Source organism: Cellulomonas sp. zg-ZUI22, assembly GCF_017353535.1.
GTDB lineage: Bacteria > Actinomycetota > Actinomycetes > Actinomycetales > Cellulomonadaceae > Cellulomonas > Cellulomonas wangleii.
The window spans coordinates 989,646-1,007,600 of the sequence record NZ_JAFMUZ010000001.1 but is presented as its reverse complement, the minus strand read 5'-3'; the positions used below and the strand labels follow the sequence as shown (position 1 = coordinate 1,007,600).

Annotated in this window: 12 protein-coding genes; 5 read left to right on the top strand and 7 right to left on the bottom strand. The window is 73.6% G+C overall.

What is annotated here, in order from left to right; all coding sequences use genetic code 11:
• Position 1: 1 nt before the first annotated feature.
• Positions 2-2,344 carry a YhgE/Pip domain-containing protein gene (locus J1G43_RS04565; protein WP_207378047.1) on the top strand — a complete coding sequence of 781 codons (2,343 nt, stop codon included), beginning with the start codon at positions 2-4 and terminating at the stop codon, positions 2,342-2,344.
• Here J1G43_RS04565 and J1G43_RS04560 read toward each other — a convergent pair.
• The 5 genes from J1G43_RS04560 to J1G43_RS04540 form a co-directional block, all read right to left on the bottom strand.
• Positions 2,307-3,350, bottom strand: coding sequence for a sugar ABC transporter permease YjfF (locus tag J1G43_RS04560; protein ID WP_207339402.1), 1,044 nt, complete (start codon positions 3,348-3,350; stop codon positions 2,307-2,309). The genes J1G43_RS04565 and J1G43_RS04560 overlap by 38 nt on opposite strands.
• On the bottom strand, positions 3,347-4,459 hold the full coding sequence (locus J1G43_RS04555) for an ABC transporter permease (RefSeq protein ID WP_207378046.1): 1,113 nt from the start codon (positions 4,457-4,459) through the stop codon (positions 3,347-3,349). The genes J1G43_RS04560 and J1G43_RS04555 overlap by 4 nt, the downstream gene beginning before the upstream one ends.
• On the bottom strand, positions 4,456-5,973 hold the full coding sequence (locus J1G43_RS04550; RefSeq protein ID WP_207370328.1) for a sugar ABC transporter ATP-binding protein: 1,518 nt from the start codon (positions 5,971-5,973) through the stop codon (positions 4,456-4,458). Before J1G43_RS04550 ends, J1G43_RS04555 begins: the two co-directional genes overlap by 4 nt.
• Before the next feature lie 201 nt (positions 5,974-6,174).
• Positions 6,175-7,164 carry an ABC transporter substrate-binding protein gene (locus J1G43_RS04545; protein WP_207378045.1) on the bottom strand — a complete coding sequence of 330 codons (990 nt, stop codon included), beginning with the start codon at positions 7,162-7,164 and terminating at the stop codon, positions 6,175-6,177.
• A gap of 220 nt (positions 7,165-7,384) precedes the next feature.
• The gene (locus tag J1G43_RS04540; protein ID WP_249670626.1) at positions 7,385-8,431 is read right to left on the bottom strand and encodes a LacI family DNA-binding transcriptional regulator; all 1,047 of its coding nucleotides are present in this window, start codon (positions 8,429-8,431) and stop codon (positions 7,385-7,387) included.
• A 391-nt stretch (positions 8,432-8,822) separates the two neighbouring features.
• Here J1G43_RS04540 and J1G43_RS04535 point away from each other — a divergent pair, with 391 nt between their 5' ends.
• Entirely contained in the window at positions 8,823-11,123 is a 2,301-nt protein-coding gene (locus J1G43_RS04535) for a cellulose binding domain-containing protein (RefSeq protein WP_207378043.1), read from the top strand.
• A 33-nt stretch (positions 11,124-11,156) separates the two neighbouring features.
• On the opposite strand, the gene J1G43_RS04530 is transcribed toward J1G43_RS04535, so the two are convergent.
• Together J1G43_RS04530 and J1G43_RS04525 are read right to left on the bottom strand one after the other, a co-directional pair.
• Positions 11,157-12,314 (bottom strand): Gfo/Idh/MocA family oxidoreductase, encoded by a 1,158-nt coding sequence (locus tag J1G43_RS04530; RefSeq protein WP_307859472.1) that lies wholly within the window; start codon positions 12,312-12,314, stop codon positions 11,157-11,159.
• A complete protein-coding gene (locus tag J1G43_RS04525) occupies positions 12,311-14,329 on the bottom strand; it encodes a DUF6807 family protein (RefSeq protein WP_242635203.1) in 2,019 nt (672 codons plus the stop codon). Before J1G43_RS04525 ends, J1G43_RS04530 begins: the two co-directional genes overlap by 4 nt.
• A gap of 257 nt (positions 14,330-14,586) precedes the next feature.
• Here J1G43_RS04525 and J1G43_RS04520 point away from each other — a divergent pair, with 257 nt between their 5' ends.
• The 3 genes from J1G43_RS04520 (at position 14,587) to J1G43_RS04510 (ending at position 17,872) form a co-directional block, all read left to right on the top strand.
• Positions 14,587-15,531, top strand: a complete 945-nt coding sequence (locus J1G43_RS04520) for a carbohydrate ABC transporter permease (RefSeq protein ID WP_207339408.1) — start codon at positions 14,587-14,589, stop codon at positions 15,529-15,531.
• Complete coding sequence (locus J1G43_RS04515; protein ID WP_207370082.1) at positions 15,524-16,471, top strand: carbohydrate ABC transporter permease; 948 nt, start codon at positions 15,524-15,526, stop codon at positions 16,469-16,471. Before J1G43_RS04520 ends, J1G43_RS04515 begins: the two co-directional genes overlap by 8 nt.
• Before the next feature lie 66 nt (positions 16,472-16,537).
• Entirely contained in the window at positions 16,538-17,872 is a 1,335-nt protein-coding gene (locus J1G43_RS04510; RefSeq protein ID WP_207339410.1) for an ABC transporter substrate-binding protein, read from the top strand.
• The last annotated feature ends 83 nt before the right edge of the window (positions 17,873-17,955 follow it).

Here is a 17,955-nt window from a genome sequence, read left to right as displayed (position 1 = left end):
GATGTCCCGCACCCCGGTGTCCCGCCCGTCCGACCGGCGCTGGCCCGCCGTCGTCGTCGCCCTCGCGGCACCGCTCGCGCTGGTCGTGCTGCTGCTCGCCGCCGCGTGGGCGCCCGCCGACGGGCTGGCGCGCGTGCAGGCCGCCGTCGTCAACGAGGACGAGCCCGTGACGCTCGAGGGGCAGTACACGCCGCTCGGCCGGCAGCTCGCCGGGGCCCTCGTCGACGGCTCCGAGACCGACACCACCTACGACTGGGTGGTCACCGACGAGGCCGACGCGACCGCCGGCCTGGCCGACGGCACGTACGCCGCCGTCGTGACGATCCCGGAGAACTTCTCGGCCGCGGCCACGTCGTTCGCGTCCGGCGACGGCACGGCCGAGCAGGCCACCATCGACATCACGTCGCCCCCGGGGGCCACCGCCGTCGACCAGGTCATCACCTCGACCGTGACGACGACCGCGACGCGCGTGCTGGGGCAGCAGCTGACCACCACGTACATCGAGAACGTGCTGGTCGGGTTCACGACGCTCAGCGAGCAGCTCGGCGGGGCCGCCGACGGCGCGACGCAGCTGGCCGACGGCGCCGCGCAGCTCGCGGCGGGCACGGGGCAGCTCGCGACCGGCGCCGACGGGCTCGCCGGCGGTGCCACGGCCCTCGCCGACGGCACGGAGCAGCTGCGCGGCGGGTCGTACGACCTCGCGACGGGCACGCAGCAGCTCGCCGGCGGGGCGCGGACCCTCGCCGGCGGGGCGCAGGAGCTCGCGGGCGGGGCGGGGCAGTCGGCGGACGGCGCGCGGGAGCTCGCGACCGGGGCCGCTGGGCTCGCCGCCGGGACGTCGCAGCTCGCGGGCGGGCTGGCGCAGACCGCGGCCGGGGTGAGCGACCCGGCAGGTCTGCCCGCGCTCGCCGCGGGAGCCCGGCAGCTCGCGGGCGAGGTCGCCGCGTCCCGTGCCGACCTTGACACGTTCCTGGCCCAGGCCCAGGGTGGTCTCACCCGGGTCGAGCAGGGCCTCGAGGCCGCGGCCTGCGACGCCGCGGCGCCGACGCCCACCTGCCTCCCACTGTTCGTCCAGCAGGGCGTCCTGGAGTCGCAGATCGACACGCTCGAGGAGCAGATGACGCAGCTCGACGAGCTCGCCTCCGGGACGGGGCGCCTCGCGGGCGGGATCACCGCTGCGCTCGACGGCGACGGCACACCCGAGAACCCCGGCCTCGTGGCCACCCTCCAGCAGCTCTCCGGCGGCGCCGCCGCGCTCGACACCGGCGCGCAGCAGCTCGCGGGCGCCGCCACCGCGCTGGCCGACGGCCTCGACCAGCTCTCCGCGGGTTCCACGGGCCTGGCGGACGGCGCGTCGACCCTCGCCGGCGGCGCCTCGCAGCTCGCGGGCGGGTCCTCGCAGCTCGCGGCCGGCGTCGCGCAGCTCGACAGCGGTGCCGAGCAGCTCGCCGACGGCAGCACCCAGCTCGCCGACGGCGTGCGGCAGACGAACGACGGCGCGACGCAGCTCGCGACCGGCACGGCGGAGCTCGGCACCGGGCTGGGCCAGGCGGTCGAGCAGCTGCCCACCACGCCCGAGGACCAGCGCGCGAACCTGGCCAAGGTGGTGACCGCACCGGTGGCGGCACCCACGACGACGGTCTCGGCCCCCCTGGGCCAGGTGTCGGTCCTGGTGGCCGTGGCCCTGTGGGTCGGCGCGCTGGTGCTCTTCCTGGTCTTCCGGCCGCTGCCCGTGCGCGTCGCCGGCTCGACCCGCTCCGCGTTCGCCCAGGCGGCCGGCGCCCTGGCGCTCCCGGCGGCGGTCTCGGCCGTGGCCGGTGCCGCCGTCGGCGCCCTCGCCGGCGGCCTGACCGACCAGGGCCTGGGCCGCACGCTCGGGCTCGTGGCGGTCGGGGCCGTCGCCGCCGTCGCCCTGGCGGCGTTCCACCAGGCCGTGGGCGCGTGGTTCGGCACCGCCGGCCGCATCGTCGGGGTCGTGGCGGCGTTCGTGTACCTCGTCGCCGGGCTCGCCGCGACGGTGCCCACCTGGGTCGGGTCGGTCGTCGGCTGGCTGCCCCTGGCACCCACGGCCGACGCCCTCGGCACGATCGTCGACGAGTCCTCCGCGTCGCTGCTCGGGGCGGTCGTCGCGCTGGTCCTGTGGGGCGTCGCGAGCCTCCTGGCGACGGCCGGGGCGGCCGCACCCCCCGGGCGGGCCGGCGGCCCCCTCAGGGTGGCCCCCTACGCGTCCCCTCCCGGAACCGGCGAGAGAGGTCGACCCAGCCCGAGCGCTGGGTCGACCTCTCTCGTCGTCGGAGGGCGGCGCCTCAGCGGCGGCGGACCGCCAGCACCCGCTGCAGGATGACGAACGCGAGCAGCACGACGCCGATGAACACCCGGGTCCACCAGGAGTCCAGGCCCTCGCGGGCGATGAGCACCTGGATCAGCCCGTACACGAGCACGCCGGCGCCGGTGCCGAGCACGAACCCGACGCCGCCGGACAGCAGCGTGCCGCCGATGACGACCGCCGCGATCGCGTCGAGCTCCATGCCGACGCCGGTGAGGTTGAACCCGGACTTGGTGTACAGCGCGAACAGCACGCCCGCGATGCCGGCACACGTGCCGGAGATGACGTACACCCACACGCGGGTGCGCGCGGGCCGCAGGCCCATGAGGTTGACGGCCGCTCCCCCGTCACCGGCGCCCAGCCCGTACACGGACCGGCCGAACCGCGTGTAGTGCAGGACGAGGAACGCGATGAGCAGCACCGCCAGCGCGATGAGCATGCTGGCGTTGATGCGCCACAGCTGGCGCCCCTCGCCGAACTTCAGGCCCCACGCCGCGAGCGCCGAGAACCCCTCGTCGTCGATCTTCAGCGAGTTGACGCTGATGACGTTCGCCAGGCCGCGCGCCAGGAACATCACGGCGAGCGACGCGATGAACGGTTGGATGTCGAACACCTGCACCATCACGCCGATGAGCAGCCCGCACGACGTGCCGATCAGCACGCCGACGACGAGCACGACCGGCAGCGGCAGCCCCGCGGTGAACATCTCCGCGATCGACAGCCCGACCAGCGCGACGACGGCCCCGACGGACAGGTCGATGCCACCGGTGAGGATCACGAACGTCATGCCGACCGCGAGGACCAGCAGGTAGGAGTTGTCGACCAGCAGGTTCGACAGCAGCTTCATGCTGACGAAGTCGACGCGCTCGGTGGAGTACCGCTGCTGCCCGATGCCGAGCATCAGCGCGAGCGTGAGCAGCGTGCCCAGCACGGGCAGGAACCGGCGGTCCAACCCGCTCAGCGCCCGGCGCGCGCGCGTCGCCACGGCCGTCCGTGGCGTGCGGACCATCTCGTCGGTGCTCATGCCGTCACCTCCGCGGCGGTCGTCGTGTCCACCGGGGCGGCGGGGGCGTCCTCCCGGTCGGCGCGCCGTCGTCCCCGCAGCATGGCGCGCAGCGTCGGCGACGCCGCCACGCACACCGCGATGAGCACGAGGGCCTTGAACAACGGGGTGGTCTGCGACGGGAGCTGGAAGATGATGACGGCACGCTCCAGCGTGCTCAGCAGCATGGCGCCGACCAGCAGCCCGCCCAGGTAGAACCGGCCGCCGTCGAGCTTGGTGCCGCCGAGCACGACGACCATGATCGCGTCGAGCTCCTTCATCAGGCCGATGTTGTTGGCGTCGGCCGCCATCGTCGGCGCGCCGTAGACCAGGCCGGCCAGCGCGGCGAGCACACCGGCGATGACGTAGACGGTCCACGTGGTGCGCCGGGACCGGACGCCCGCGAGCCGGCTGGCCTCGCGGTTGATGCCGATCGACTCCAGGAACATGCCCAGCGCGGTGCGACGCACCACCACGGCCACGACGACGAACGCGGCGATCGCGATGACGACCGGCGTCGGCACGCCCAGGAAGAAGCCGGAGCCGATGGTCTTGAACGGCGGGCTCGTGACCGTGGTGATCTGCCCCTGCGTGATGAGCATGGCGATGCCGCGCCCCGCGACCATGAGGATCATGGTCGCGATGAACGGCTGGATGCCCAGCCCGGCGACCATCGCCCCGTTGAACGCCCCGCCGAGCGCCCCGACGGCCAGCCCGAGGACGATCGCCGTGAGCACCGTGGCGACGGACCGCGGGTCGGCCGCGTTGTCGAGGTACGTGAGCGACACCGCGAGCGCGATCGCCATGACCGCGCCGACGGACAGGTCGATGCCACCGGTCGCGATGACGAGGCACATGCCGAGCGCGAGCAGCAGCGGCGTGGCGCTGTTGCGCAGCAGGTCGACGAGCTGGCCGAACAGGTGCCCGTCGCGGACCGTGACGTCGAGGAAGCCGGGGCTCGCCACACCGCAGGCGAGGATCAGCAGGACCAGCGCGAGGAGCGGCCAGAACAGGCCGTGGTGGGTGACCTCGCGCCAGACGGCGGCACCGCGGGACGCCCCGGGGGCGGGCGCGGGGGTGGTCGGGGTCATGCGTGGGCTCCGCTCGGGGGGACGGTCGCGGCGATGGTCTCGAGGATGGTCGACGTGGTCACGTCGTCGGTGTTGACGAGGTCGTCGACCTTCTCCCGGTCCCGCATCACGACGAGCCGCTGGCTCAGGCGCAGGACCTCCTCGAGCTCGGAGGAGATGAACACGACGGACATGCCGTCCTGGGCCAGCTCGGTCACGAGCTTCTGGATCTCGGCCTTGGCACCGACGTCGATGCCGCGCGTCGGCTCGTCGAGGATGAGCAGGCGCGGCGCGGTGGCCAGCCAGCGGGCGAGCAGCACCTTCTGCTGGTTGCCGCCCGACAGGTTGCGGATCAGCGCGTTCGGGTTCGGCGGGCTGATCTGCAGGGCGGTGATGTACTTCGCGACGACGTCGTCGAGCTGCCGGCGCGGCAGGGGACGCCAGGTGCCCCGGCGGGCCTGCAGGGCGAGGGCGATGTTCTCGCGGACCGTGAGGTCGGCGACGATGCCCTCCTTCTTGCGGTCCTCGGTGGAGTACGCGATGCCGCGGGCGAGGGCGGCCAGCGGCGACGTCAGGCGGGTGAGCACGCTCTGGACGCGGACCTCCCCGGCGTCGGGGCGGTCGGCGCCGGCCAGCAGCCGCGCCATCTCGGTGCGGCCCGAGCCGAGCAGGCCGGCCACCCCGAGGATCTCCCCGGCGTACAGGTTGACGTCGAACGGCTGGACGGAGCCGGACTTGCCGAGCCCGACCGCGGTGAGGAACGGCGTCTCGCGCTCGGAGTGGATGGTGATGGTCGAGCGCGCCTTCTCCTCGATGCCCGCCAGCGCGTCGCCGGACTTGCCGATCATCGCGGCGATGAGCGCGCGGCGCGGCAGGTCCTCGATGCGGTGCTCACCGACGAACCTGCCGTTGCGCAGCACGGTGACGCGGTCCGAGATCTCGTAGATCTGGTCGAGGAAGTGCGAGACGAACAGCACGGCCACGCCCTCGTCCTTCAGGCGGCGCACGACGCGGAACAGCTCGGCGACCTCGGCGTTGTCGAGGCTGGACGTCGGCTCGTCGAGGATGAGGACCTTGGCGTCGACGACCAGCGCACGGGCGATGGCGCACAGCTGCTGCACCGCGATGGTGTGCGACGACAGCATGGAGCGCGGGTCGAGGTCCAGGTTGAGACGGGCGAGGAACTCCGCCGCGCGCCGGCGCGTGGCCCGCCAGTCGATGAACGGCCCGCGGCGCACCTCGTGGCCGAGCATGACGTTCTCGGCCACGGTGAGGTTCGCGCAGAGGTTGACCTCCTGGTACACGGTCGAGATGCCGGCGGCCTGCGCCTGGCTGGGCCCGTCGAACCGCAGGTCGCGGCCGTCGACCTCGATGTGCCCGGCGTCGATCGTGTACACGCCGGTCAGCGCCTTGATGAGGGTCGACTTGCCCGCACCGTTCTCCCCCATGAGCGCGTGCACCTCGCCCGGGAACAGCCGGAACGACACGTCGTCGAGCGCCTTGACGCCCGGGAAGGAGATGGAGATGCCGCTCATCTGCACGACCGGCGCACCGCTGTGGGGGCCGGATGTCGTGGGGCGGCCGGGGGCACGGTCGTCGTCGAGCGCGTCGCCGGGGGTGTCGTCGAGCGCGTCGCCGCGCGCGTCGTCGGGCAGTGGTGCGGACATCGGTGTCCTTCCTGCGGACGGGACCCGGACGGCAGGTGGTCACCTGCCGTCCGGGGCACCGGTCACGTGTCAGTACGCGCGGGCGTCGACCGTCTCCTGCGTGATGGTCTGGTCGAACGCCTCGTCGATGACGATGGTCTCCTTCGGCACGTCCTCGCCGTCGTAGACCTTCTTGATGAGCTCGGCGAGCTGGTCGCCGAACACCGGGTTGCACTCGACGACGTAGTTGAACTTCTTGTCGACGAGCGCCTGCAGCCCGTCGCGCACACCGTCGACGGACACGATCTGGATGTCCTTGCCCGGCACCTTGCCGGCCGCCTCGATGGCCTCGATGGCGCCGAGGCCCATGTCGTCGTTGTGCGTGAAGATCATGGTCATGTCGGGGTACGCCTGCAGGGCCGCCTCGACGGCGGTCTTGCCCTCGGCGCGGGTGAAGTTGCCCGACGCCTTGCCGATGACCTGCTCGCCCACGACCTCGCCGAAGCCCTCCTCGCGGTCCACCTGCGCACCGGAGCCGAGCGTGCCCTGCAGCTCGAAGATCTTGGCGTCGGGCGCGTTCTCCTTGACCCACTCGCCGGCGGTGGTGCCCTCCTGCTTGAAGTCGGCACCGATCCACGTGACGAACGGGTCGTCCACCGTGGTGTCGACGGTGCGGTCGACGAGCACGACGGGGATCCCGGAGTCCTTGATCTCCTGCAGCACCTCGTCCCAGCCGGTCTCGATCACGGGCGAGAACGCGATGACGTCGACGTCCTGGGCGACGAAGTCGCGCAGCGCCTTGATCTGGTTCTCCTGCTTCTGCTGCGCGTCGACGAACGTCAGGTCGAAGCCGTTCTCCTCCGACAGGCTCTCCTTGACGGACTCGGTGTTGGCGGTGCGCCAGCCGGACTCGGCACCGAGCTGGGAGAAGCCGACGCGGATGACGTCACCCCCACCGTCCTCGCCGTCGCCGCCGTCGCCCGCCGTGTCGGAACCGCCGCCACAGGCGGCGAGGGCCAGGATCGTGAACGTCGCGACGACACCGGCCATGCCGGTCCGCGCGCGGTTGATGCCCTTCATGCAACTCCTCCTCGAGCAGCGCGGCCGACGTCGTCGTCGACCGGTCCAGGATGCGTGTGACGCGTTGAGTGTGAACGTTCTCAACGGACACGTCAACGGTCTCTGGTTGCGGTTCGATCACGGGTGTCGACGCAGGCCACGAGCGGAAACCGCCGGGCGGGCGGGCGCCCGTGTGAGCGATCACATCGCGCCACGGCCCGCCTCCTCGCCCCGTGCGCCGTCAGAGCAGCACGCGCGCCGGGTCCCGCGGCGGTGCCGTGCTCTCGCGCACCAGCAGCCGCGGCGAGACCGCCACGGACGACGACGTCGCCGTCCCGTCCCGGGCGGCGAGCAGCAGCTCGACGCAGCGGTACCCCAGCTCCTCCAGCTCCTGGGCGACCGTCGTCAGCGGCGGGACGAAGTGCGCGGACCCGTCGCCGTCGTCGTACCCGACCACCGACACGTCGTACGGCACCTTCAGCCGGGCGTCCGCGAGCGCGTGCATCATGCCCAGCGCGAGCAGGTCGTTGGCCGCGAAGATCGCGGTCGGCAGCGTGGACCGCCGCCGGCGGACGCGGGCCACCAGCTCCTGGCCGGCCAGGTACCCGACCTCCGCGCTCCAGTCGTCGGCCCACAGCGTGCGCGGCGCCAGTCCCGCGGCGGCCATGGTCTCGCGGAAGCCCACGGCCCGCGCCCGCGCGTCGACCCACGGTGCCGGACCCGCCAGGTGCAGCACGTCACGGTGCCCCAGGTCCAGCAGGTGCCGCGTCGCCACCTTGGCCCCGGCCTCCTGGTCGATCGCCACCGCGAGCGCGTGCTCCCCGCCGGCGCGCCCCGCCACCACCACCGGCACCTGCGTCGTCGACTCGAGCACGGCCGCGGCGGCCTCGTCGTGCGACGCGACGACGACGATGCCGTCGACGCCCTGGTCGAGCAGGTGCTCGATGGCGGCCGCGACCTCGTCCTTGTGCTGCAGGTCGACCGTCGCCAGGGACACGAACAGGCCCTTGGCCCGCGCGGCCTGCTCGATCGAGACCAGCGTGCGCGTGGGTCCGAACAGGTGCGATCCCGACGCGACGACGCCGAACACCCCGGTGCGCCGCGTCTTGAGGGCGCGCGCCGCGATGTTGCGGCGGTACCCGAGGCGCTGCATGGCGTCGAGCACGCGCTCACGGGTGTCCGTCGCGACGTTGGGGTGGTCGTTGATGACGCGCGAGACCGTCTGGTAGGACACGCCCGCGGCGCTGGCGACGTCGGTGATGGCCGGTGGGCGGGGGCGCGCGTTCACCGGGCGTCCCCCCGGGCGCGGAGGTGTACCGGGCGGACGGGTGCCGCGGGCATCGGTGCACGGGCAGCGGCAGGCACGGGGCTCACCTCCACCTGGTCGTCGGCCGGACCGGGCTCCACCGTGAGCCGCTCCTGGCACAGTAGCGCCGATGCGCGCCCGCCACCGGCGGTCTCCACGGGCAGGATCGCGGGCGGGGTCGTGCGCACGGTCCCAGCCTGCCATGCGTCGGGCACCGGTCCGGTGGACGGCCGTCCCACCCGGGTCCCCCGGTGAAATGTTTCGACGCCCTGCGCCGGCAAGCGCTCGCTCGTACGTTCGGCACGGCACCGGGCGCCGCAGCGCCGCGGCGACCGGTGCCCTCGCCGCGCGACGACCCCCGGAGGGCTCAGCCATGCCACGTCGGACGTCCTCTGCCCTCGCCGTCCTGGCCGTCGCCGCGGCGGTCGCGACCGTCGTCACCGCCCCGGCCGCGTCCGCCGCGGTGGCCTGCCGTGTCACGTACACGGTGACCAACCAGTGGCCCGGTGGCTTCGGCGCGGACGTCCGCGTCGACAACCTCGGTGACGCGCTGTCCGGCTGGACCGTGACCTGGGCCTTCACCGGTGGCCAGACCGTCCAGCAGGCCTGGAACGGCACCGCGTCGCAGTCCGGCGCCCAGGTCGCCGTGACCAGCGCGTCGTGGAACGGCGGCGTCGCGAGCGGCGGCACGTTCTCGTTCGGGTTCAACGGCAGCTCCGGTGGGAGCAACCCCGCGCCGACGTCGTTCGCGCTGAACGGCACGGCCTGCACCGGGTCGGCCTCCCCGACGTCGCCCGCGCCGTCCCCGACGGTGGTGCCGACGGTGGTGCCGACGCCCACGCAGGAGCCGACGCGCGACCCCTCGCCCACGCCGTCGCCCACACCCTCCCCCACGCCGTCGCCCACGGCCGTACCGGTCCCCGTCCCCACGACGCCCGTCGCGGGCTCCCGACAGCTCGAGAACCTCGACCGCGGGCTGATCTCCGTGCGGTCCGGCACCGGCAACCTCGTGCAGTGGCGGCTGCTGGGCTGGGAGGACCGCACGACGGGCTTCCACGTGTACCGCGACGGCACGCGCATCACGTCGTCCCCGGTCACCGGCTCGACCAACCACCTCGACCCCGCGGTGACCCCGGGCGCGCGGTACACGGTGCGCGCCGTGGTGGGCGGCGCCGAGCAGCCCGCGTCCGCGCCGTCCCTGACGTTCGACGACGGCTACCTCGACGTGCCGCTCCAGCGCCCGTCGTCCGACCACGTCATCAACGACGGCTCCGTCGGTGACCTCGACGGCGACGGCGACCTCGACGTCGTCCTCAAGTGGGACCCGTCGAACGCGAAGGACAACAGCCAGGCCGGGGTCACGGGCAACGTCTACCTCGACGGCGTGACGCTGCAGGGCCAGCGGCTGTGGCGCATCGACCTGGGCCGCAACATCCGCGCGGGCGCCCACTACACGCAGTTCCAGGTCTACGACTACGACGGCGACGGGCGCGCCGAGGTCGCGGTGAAGACCGCCGACGGCACGCGCTCGGGCACCGGCCAGGTCATCGGCGACGCGTCGGCCGACCACCGCAACAGCGAGGGCTACGTGCTGTCCGGCCCGGAGTACCTCACGGTCTTCCGCGGCGACACCGGGGCGATCGGCGCGACGGCGGACTACGTCCCGCCGCGCGGCACGGTGTCGAGCTGGGGGGACTCGTACGGCAACCGGGTGGACCGCTTCCTGGCCGGCACCGCGTACGTGGACGGGCAGCGGCCGTCGATCATCATGGCGCGCGGCTACTACACGCGGACCGTCGTCGCGGCGTGGGACTACCGCGACGGGCGCCTGACACGCCGGTGGACGTTCGACTCCACCAGCTCGACGCCGGGCAACGCGGCGTACGCCGGCCAGGGCAACCACTCGCTGTCCGTCGCGGACGTCGACGGCGACGGGCGCGACGAGATCGTGTACGGCGCGTCGACCATCGACGACGACGGCCGCGGGCTGTGGGTCAACGGCACCGGCCACGGCGACGCCGGGCACGTGGGCGACCTGGTCCCGTCGCGGCCCGGGCTGGAGTACTTCAAGGTCACCGAGGCGACGAACCAGCCGAACATGTGGGTGGCCGACGCGCGGACGGGCCAGACCCTCTGGCGCAGCGGCAGCGGCGCGGACAACGGGCGCGGGGTGGCCGGCGACGTGTGGGCGGGCAGCCCGGGCGCCGAGGCGTGGTCGTCGGCCGAGGCGGACCTGCGCAACGCCGCCACCGGTGCGTCCGTGGGCCGCAAGCCGTCGTCCGCCAACTTCCTGGCCTGGTGGGACGGCGACCCCGTGCGCGAGCTGCTCGACCAGACGCGGATCGACAAGTACGGACCGGGCGGTGACACGCGCCTGCTGACCGGCACCGACGTCCGGTCGAACAACGGCACCAAGGCGACGCCGGTGCTGTCGGGCGACATCCTCGGCGACTGGCGCGAGGAGGTCGTGTGGGCGCGGTCCGACGAGGGCGGGCTGCGCATCTACGCGACGCCCGCGCTGACGTCCCTGCGGGTGCCGACCCTGCTCCACGACTCGATGTACCGCGTCGCGCTGGCCTGGCAGAACACCGCCTACAACCAGCCCCCGCACCCGTCGTTCTTCCTCGGCGACCCGTTCACGGCGCCCGCCCAGCCGAGGATCTACGTCCGCTGACCCGCTGCGCCGGTCCTGCCGGTGCGAGGCGGGTCAGCGGGTCCAGGGGGCGCCGAGGGCGGTGAAGGTGGCGGACTCCCGGCCCACGCGGTCGCACCACGCCACGACGTCGTGCACGACCGGGTGGGCGTCCGGGCCGTCGCCCTGCCACGTGACGTGCTCGGCGGCGATCGGCCGGGGGTCGGGGGCGGTGCGGACCGCGTCGAGGACCGCCATGAACGCCCCGGTGTCCGCGACGTCGCAGCTCAGCCGCGCCGAGGGGTCGCCCCGGGCGGCGAGCAGGTTCTCCAGCAGGTCCGTCCGCGTCGCGCTCACGCTGCGCGTCCCACGGTGCGAGGTGATCCGCAGGTCGTCGTGCTCGTACCGCAGCGTGGCGCTGCCCTCGGTGCCGCGCACCACCACCGTGGCGTCGGCACGCTCGGGCGCGCACAGGGTCAGGCCGGCGGCCACGCGGCGCCCCCCGGCCAGGGTCACGACGACGGACGACGTGTCGTCCGCCTCGATGGGGTGCGCGCGCCACAGGTCCGTCTCGACCTCGAGCACGTCGGCCGCGCGCGTGGCACCGGCGACCAGCAGCGCGGACGCGACCGCGTGCGCGAGGGGGTTGGTGACCACGCCGTCGACGACGGGCACCCCGTCGAGCGTGCGCCGGCCCGCCCAGCGCGAGCGGGCGTAGTAGGCGGACGTCCGCACCCAGGTCCCCACCGCGGCCACGGTGGTGACGTCCCCCAGCTCCCCGCTCGCGACGACCCGCGCCAGCTCGGCGAGCGCCCCGGACCCGAACGTCTGGAACCCCACCTGGACCCGGCGGCCGGCGGCTGCCGCGGCGGCGACGAGCGCGTCGTGCTCGGCCAGCGACGCAGCCGTCGGCTTCTCGAGCAGCACGTCGCACCCGGCGAGCAGCGCGGACCGCGCGAGGTCGAGGTGCGTGTGGATCGGGGTGGCCAGCACCACGACGTCCGGCGGGGAGTCGGCGAGCAGCGCGCCGAGGTCGGCGTACCAGGGCGTGGCGGCCGGCACGAGCGGCCCCTGCGGACCGTCGGCGGCCAGCGTCGTGCCCGCGACGGGCCGCGGGTCCACCACCGCGTGCAGCACCGCCCGGCCGCGGGCCGCCAGGGCGCGCACGGTGCGCAGGTGGCTGCTGCCGTGGCCGTGCACGCCGACGACGGCGACGCGTGCCGGCGCACTCACGCCCAGGCCCGGGCGGCCAGGTCGGCGGCCTCGTCGGCGGACAGGGCCCGGTCCACGAGCACGGCCGCCAGCCCGGCGTCGAGCGTGCCGCCGTCCGGGACGTCGCAGACCTGGTCCCACGCGAGCGACGGCCCGGCCCCGGGGTACTCGGACACGCGCACGAACCACGGGCGCACCTGCGCCGGCGGCTGCACCAGCAGCAGCGTCGTGGTCGCCAGCTCGCGGCGCTGCACGAAGGCCAGCCACGGCGAGCGCGACCCGTGCACGGCCGCCTCCCCGACGAGCCCGTCGCCCAGCACGGACGTGGTGTCGGCGGCCGACAGCCGCCAGAACAGCCCGCCGTACCCGGCCTGCGGGCGGCCGTTGGTGGCGGGGCTCTCGATGCGCAGGGCGCCGTGCTCGGCGTGCAGCACGCTGCGCCAGCGCAGCGCCCACGCCAGGGCGTCGGGCCAGGGCGCGGCGTCGAGGGTGCGCTCCTCGCGCAGCAGCGGGCGGCCGGTCTCGTCCAGCCACGTGAGGTCCTCGTGGAGCGTCGCGCCGGCAGCGCGGCGCGCCGTGGGGACCTGCCGGCCGTGGTTGGGCAGCAGCGTGGGGCCCTCGTCGCGCAGGAAGGTCCGCCCGCCCCAGTACGACGTCCCGTTGACGACCGGTACGGCGAAGGACATCCCGTAGTGGTGCCGGTGGTCGACGGGGCTGACGTCCGTGAGCGACGTGCCCCCCGGCGTGTGCACGGGGTGCAGGTAGGGGCGCGGGGAGTGCACGGGCGGCACGGCGGCGCCGGTGACGTAGCGCGCCAGCGGCAGCTCCCCGATCCCGGCGGCCTGCGAGGTGGCCAGCAGCTCGGCCGTCGGCACGGCGGCACCGGGGTGCGGCTCCGCACCGTCGGGCGCGTCGGCGCCGACCGCCGCGAGGCGCCACGCGACGTCGCGCAGCGGGGCGGGGTCGGCGGGCTGCGCGCCGCCGGGGACGGCGGTGCGGGCGAGCCGTACGGACGGCGGGACCGGCCCGGTGCTCGCCCGCACGGCCAGCCGCGGTCGGATCGGGACGGGATCGGGCACGGGGTCCTCCCCGGTGAGCAGGGGCCGCAGGTGCTGCCACGCGAGGCGGCCGAGCTCGGCCTGCGGGACGGCGGCGGTGGTGAGCGAGGGGGTCGCGAAGCGCGCGAGCTCGACGTCGTCGAACCCGACGATCGACAGGTCCCCGGGCACGGCGACGCCGATCTCGTTGAGGCGCGCCAGCAGCCCGAAGGCGACCAGGTCGTTGTAGGCGACGACGGCGGTGGGGCGGGCCGCGAGCACGTCCTCGGCGACGACGTAGCCGGCCTCGACGGTGGCGCCCGCGGGCATCTCCGAGAGCCGGACGTCCGCGCGGTGGGCGGCAGCGGCCCGCAGCGCCTCGAGCCGGCGCCGGTGCGACGCGCTCTCCGTGGGACCGGCCAGGTACAGCAGGTGCCGGTGCCCGAGCGCGAGCAGGTGCTCCACGATCTGGCCGATGCCGTGCGCGTAGTCGATCTCGAGCGTGGGGGTGGTGCCGTCGGGCGCACGGTTGACGACGACCGCGGGCCGCACCTCGGGCAGCAGCGCGCGCAGCGCACGCTCCGGCATGCGCGGGGAGACGAGGACGAGCGCGTCGCACCGCATGCGCGCGTCGAGGACGACGCGCTCCTCCTCGCCCGCGTGCTCGGCGGTGTCGGCGACCAGGACGCGGTAGCCGGCGTCACCGGCGGCCGTGGCCACGCCGCGCAGCACCTGCTGGAACATCGGGTTGGCCAGGTCGGGCACGACGACGGCCACGGTCTCGGTGCGGCCGAGCGACAGGCTGCGGGCGACGTTGCTGGGTCGGTAGTGCAGGCGGTCTGCGACCTCCCGGACACGCGCGACCAGGTCGGCGTCGACGGTGTCGTGGCCGTTCATCACGCGGGACACGGTCGCGCGCGAGACGCCGGCGGCGTCCGCGACCTCGGCGATCGTCGCCGTGCCCCGCGGTCGGCGGGTCTGCGGCCGTGGCGTGGTCAACTGCGGCCTCCTGCGGGTCGGGCGGGTCGGCGTGGGCCACGCCGTCGTGGCACCCGGACCCAGCACTGTGGTCGGGACCATACACCACGAGAAACCGGTTCCCAGCGGACATCGTGCGTGGTAGCGTCCCGGCCGGGAACCGGTTTCCAGTTCCGGGTGAAGCGCGTCGACGCGGCACCGCGGAGCCGGGCCGCGCACCGCAGCCTCCGCCGCGACGACGCGACGGGGCCGGGCCGAGCACGAAGAGGTGATCGACGATGTCCGTGGTCTCCGAGCTGCGCCGCGCGGCGCGCCCCGGACCGCCGGGCCCACCGGGGCGAGCTCCGCTGCGACGGGGCGACGGCCGCGCGGCCGCTGTCTTCCTGGCCCCGTGGTTCCTCGGCCTGTTCGCCATCACCGTGGGACCGATGGTCGCGTCCGCCTACCTGGCCTTCACGGACTACAGCCTCCTGACCGACCCCAGCTGGGTCGGCCTGGAGAACTTCGCCCGGATGCTCGACGACACCCGGCTGCACAACGCGCTGCGCGTCACGTTCACCTACGTGCTCACGGGTGTGCCGCTGCAGCTCGTCGTGGCACTGGGGCTGGCCATGCTGCTCGACCGCGGCATGCGGGGCCTGCCCTTCTACCGCTCGGTGTTCTACCTGCCCTCGCTGCTCGGCGGCTCGGTGGCGATCGCGATCCTGTGGCGCCAGATCTTCGGCGTCGACGGCCTGGTCAACTCGTTCCTCGCGTTCTTCGGCGTGCCCGGCCGGGGCTGGGTGTCGGACCCCGACACCGCGCTGTGGACGCTCGTGATCCTGCACGTGTGGACCTTCGGCGCCCCGATGATCATCTTCCTCGCCGGGCTGCGGCAGATCCCCGAGATGTACTACGAGGCCGCGTCCATCGACGGCGCCGGACGCGTGCGCCAGTTCGTCCACATCACCCTGCCGCTGCTCACGCCGATCGTGTTCTTCAACCTCGTCCTGCAGGTGATCGGGGCCTTCCAGTCGTTCACGCAGGCGTTCGTCGTCTCCGGCGGCACCGGCGGCCCGGCCGACTCCACGATGTTCTACACCCTCTACCTGTACCAGAAGGGGTTCACGTCGCTGGAGATGGGGTACGCCTCGGCGATGGCGTGGCTGCTGGTGATCATCGTGGCGGTCCTCACCGCCATCAACTTCCTCGCCTCGAAGTACTGGGTCTTCTACGATGACTGAGGTCCGCGTGCGCACCGATCCGCACCCCCCTGCCCCCCGCGACGCCGGCCTGGCCGCGCGCACGTCCGCCCTCGCCGCCGAGAGCACGAGCCGCCACCGGCGCTCCCCGTGGCCCCGGCGCCTGCGCTCCGTCGGCAAGCACGTGGCCCTCGTGCTGCTCGCCGTGGCCATGATCTACCCGCTGATCTGGTTGCTGGTCAGCTCGATCAAGCCCAGCGAGCTGATCTTCCGCGACGTGTCGATCATCCCCACGCAGGTCGACCTGACCAACTACACCGAGGGCTGGAACGCGCTGCTCCACCCCTTCGGCCACTACATGCTGAACTCCGCGATCGTCGTCCTGGGGTCGCTGGTCGGCAACCTGGTGGCGTGCTCGATGGCTGCCTACGCCTTCGCGCGCCTCGAGTTCCGCGGCCGCAGGGTGTGGTTCGCGATCATGCTCATGTCGATCATGCTGCCGATCCACGTGGTGATCGTCCCGCAGTACGTGCTGTTCTCCCAGCTGGGGTGGATCAACACGTTCTTGCCGTTGATCGTGCCCAAGCTGCTGGCCACCGACGCGTTCTTCGTCTTCCTCATGGTGCAGTTCTTCCGGGGCATCCCCCGCGAGCTCGACGAGGCGGCGCGGCTCGACGGGTGCGGCCACGGCCGCATCTACCTGCGGATCATGATGCCGCTGGCGATGCCCGCCCTGGCGACCACGGCGATCTTCACGTTCATCTGGACGTGGAACGACTTCTTCAGCCAGCTGATCTTCCTCACCAACCCCGACATGTACACCGCACCGATCGCGCTGCGGACGTTCATCGACGCCACCGGCCAGAGCTCCTGGGGCCCGATGTTCGCCATGTCGATCGTCTCGATCCTGCCGATCTTCCTCGTGTTCCTGCTCGGCCAGAAGTACCTCGTCAAGGGCATCGCCACGACCGGCATCAAGTAGCACCCCGGCCCGGCCGGGGCTGTCGTCGTGACGGACACCGCCGTCCTGCTCACCCCTAGGAGAGACATGCGCACCCCTCGCACCCGCCGCGGCCTGCGGCCCGCCGGCCTGACCGCCGGCCTGCTGGCCGCCGCCCTCGCCCTCACCGCCTGCGCCCAGGGCGGCAGCGCCGACACGGGCGGCTCCGCGACGTCCGACGCCGCGGACCCGGACGAGCCGGTCACCATCCGCTGGTCGTGGTGGGGCTCGGACACCCGCCACACGCTCACGCAGGAGGTCATCGACCTCTTCGAGCAGAAGAACCCGACCATCACCGTGGTCCCCGACTACACCGACTGGGGCAGCTACTTCGACAAGCTCTCGGTCTCCGTGGCCGGCGGCGACGCGCCCGACGTCATCACGCAGGAGGAGCGCTACCTGGCGGACTACGCCGCCAAGGGCGTCCTGGCGGACCTGTCGGCACTCGACGTCGACACCTCGAAGATCGACGACACGATCCTGCAGTCGGGCACCATCGACGACGCGGTGTACGGCATCGCCACCGGCGTCAACGTGTACTCGGTGGTCGCGGACCCGCAGGCCTTCGCCGACGCGGGCGTCGAGATGCCCGACGACACGACCTGGACGTGGGAGGACTACGTCGAGATCGCCAACGAGATCACCGAGAAGTCCGGCGGCGCCGTCTACGGGGCCCAGGACTACGGGTTCAACGAGCCGGGCTTCTCGATCCTGGCCCGCCAGAACGGCCAGTCCCTGTACGACGAGGACGGCGCGCTGGGCTTCGAGCCCGAGCTGCTGGCGCAGTGGTGGCAGCACTCGCTCGACATGCAGGCGGCGGGCGGCCAGCCCGAGGCCGCGAAGACCGTCGAGGTCGACGCGGGCGGCCCGGAGCAGTCGCTGGTCGGCACCAACACCGGTGCGATGGCGTGGTTCTGGTCCAACCAGCTCACCGCCCTGTCCAACGCGTCCGGTCGTCCGCTGCAGCTGCTGCGCGTGCCCGGCGAGTCGCAGTTCGACCGCACCGGCATGTACTTCAAGCCCGCGATGTACTACTCGGTGTCGTCGAAGTCCAAGCACCCGGAGGCCGCCGCGAAGCTCGTCGACTTCCTGCTCAACGACCCCGACGCCGGCGCGATCCTGCTGTCCGACCGCGGCCTGCCCGCCAACACCGACGTGCGCGCGGCGGTGACCGACAAGTTCGCCGAGACGGACAAGCAAGCCGCCGAGTTCCTGTCCTCGCTCGAGGACGAGATCGTCGACGGCCCCGTCGTCCCGCCCGCGGGCGCCGGGCAGGTCACGGAGATCACCAAGCGCCTGAACGCCGAGGTGCTGTTCGGCCGGATGACGCCGCAGCAGGCCGCCGAGCAGTTCGTCCAGGAGGTCGAGGCGGCGATCTCCTGACCCCGCCGCGCGACCGACGCACCGACGCCCCCGGAGACCGCCTCCGGGGGCGTCGTCGCGTCCGCGCCGGGCCACCCCGCGCG

Bases quoted from the DNA above. Each gene is read 5' to 3' on its own strand.
- J1G43_RS04565 (WP_207378047.1), top strand. From the start codon at position 2: ATGTCCCGCACCCCGGTGTCCCGCCCGTCCGACCGGCGCTGGCCCGCC.
- J1G43_RS04560 (WP_207339402.1), bottom strand. From the start codon at position 3,350: ATGAGCACCGACGAGATGGTCCGCACGCCACGGACGGCCGTGGCGACG.
- J1G43_RS04555 (WP_207378046.1), bottom strand. From the start codon at position 4,459: ATGACCCCGACCACCCCCGCGCCCGCCCCCGGGGCGTCCCGCGGTGCC.
- J1G43_RS04550 (WP_207370328.1), bottom strand. From the start codon at position 5,973: ATGAGCGGCATCTCCATCTCCTTCCCGGGCGTCAAGGCGCTCGACGAC.
- J1G43_RS04545 (WP_207378045.1), bottom strand. From the start codon at position 7,164: ATGAAGGGCATCAACCGCGCGCGGACCGGCATGGCCGGTGTCGTCGCG.
- J1G43_RS04535 (WP_207378043.1), top strand. From the start codon at position 8,823: ATGCCACGTCGGACGTCCTCTGCCCTCGCCGTCCTGGCCGTCGCCGCG.
- J1G43_RS04520 (WP_207339408.1), top strand. From the start codon at position 14,587: ATGTCCGTGGTCTCCGAGCTGCGCCGCGCGGCGCGCCCCGGACCGCCG.
- J1G43_RS04515 (WP_207370082.1), top strand. From the start codon at position 15,524: ATGACTGAGGTCCGCGTGCGCACCGATCCGCACCCCCCTGCCCCCCGC.
- J1G43_RS04510 (WP_207339410.1), top strand. From the start codon at position 16,538: ATGCGCACCCCTCGCACCCGCCGCGGCCTGCGGCCCGCCGGCCTGACC.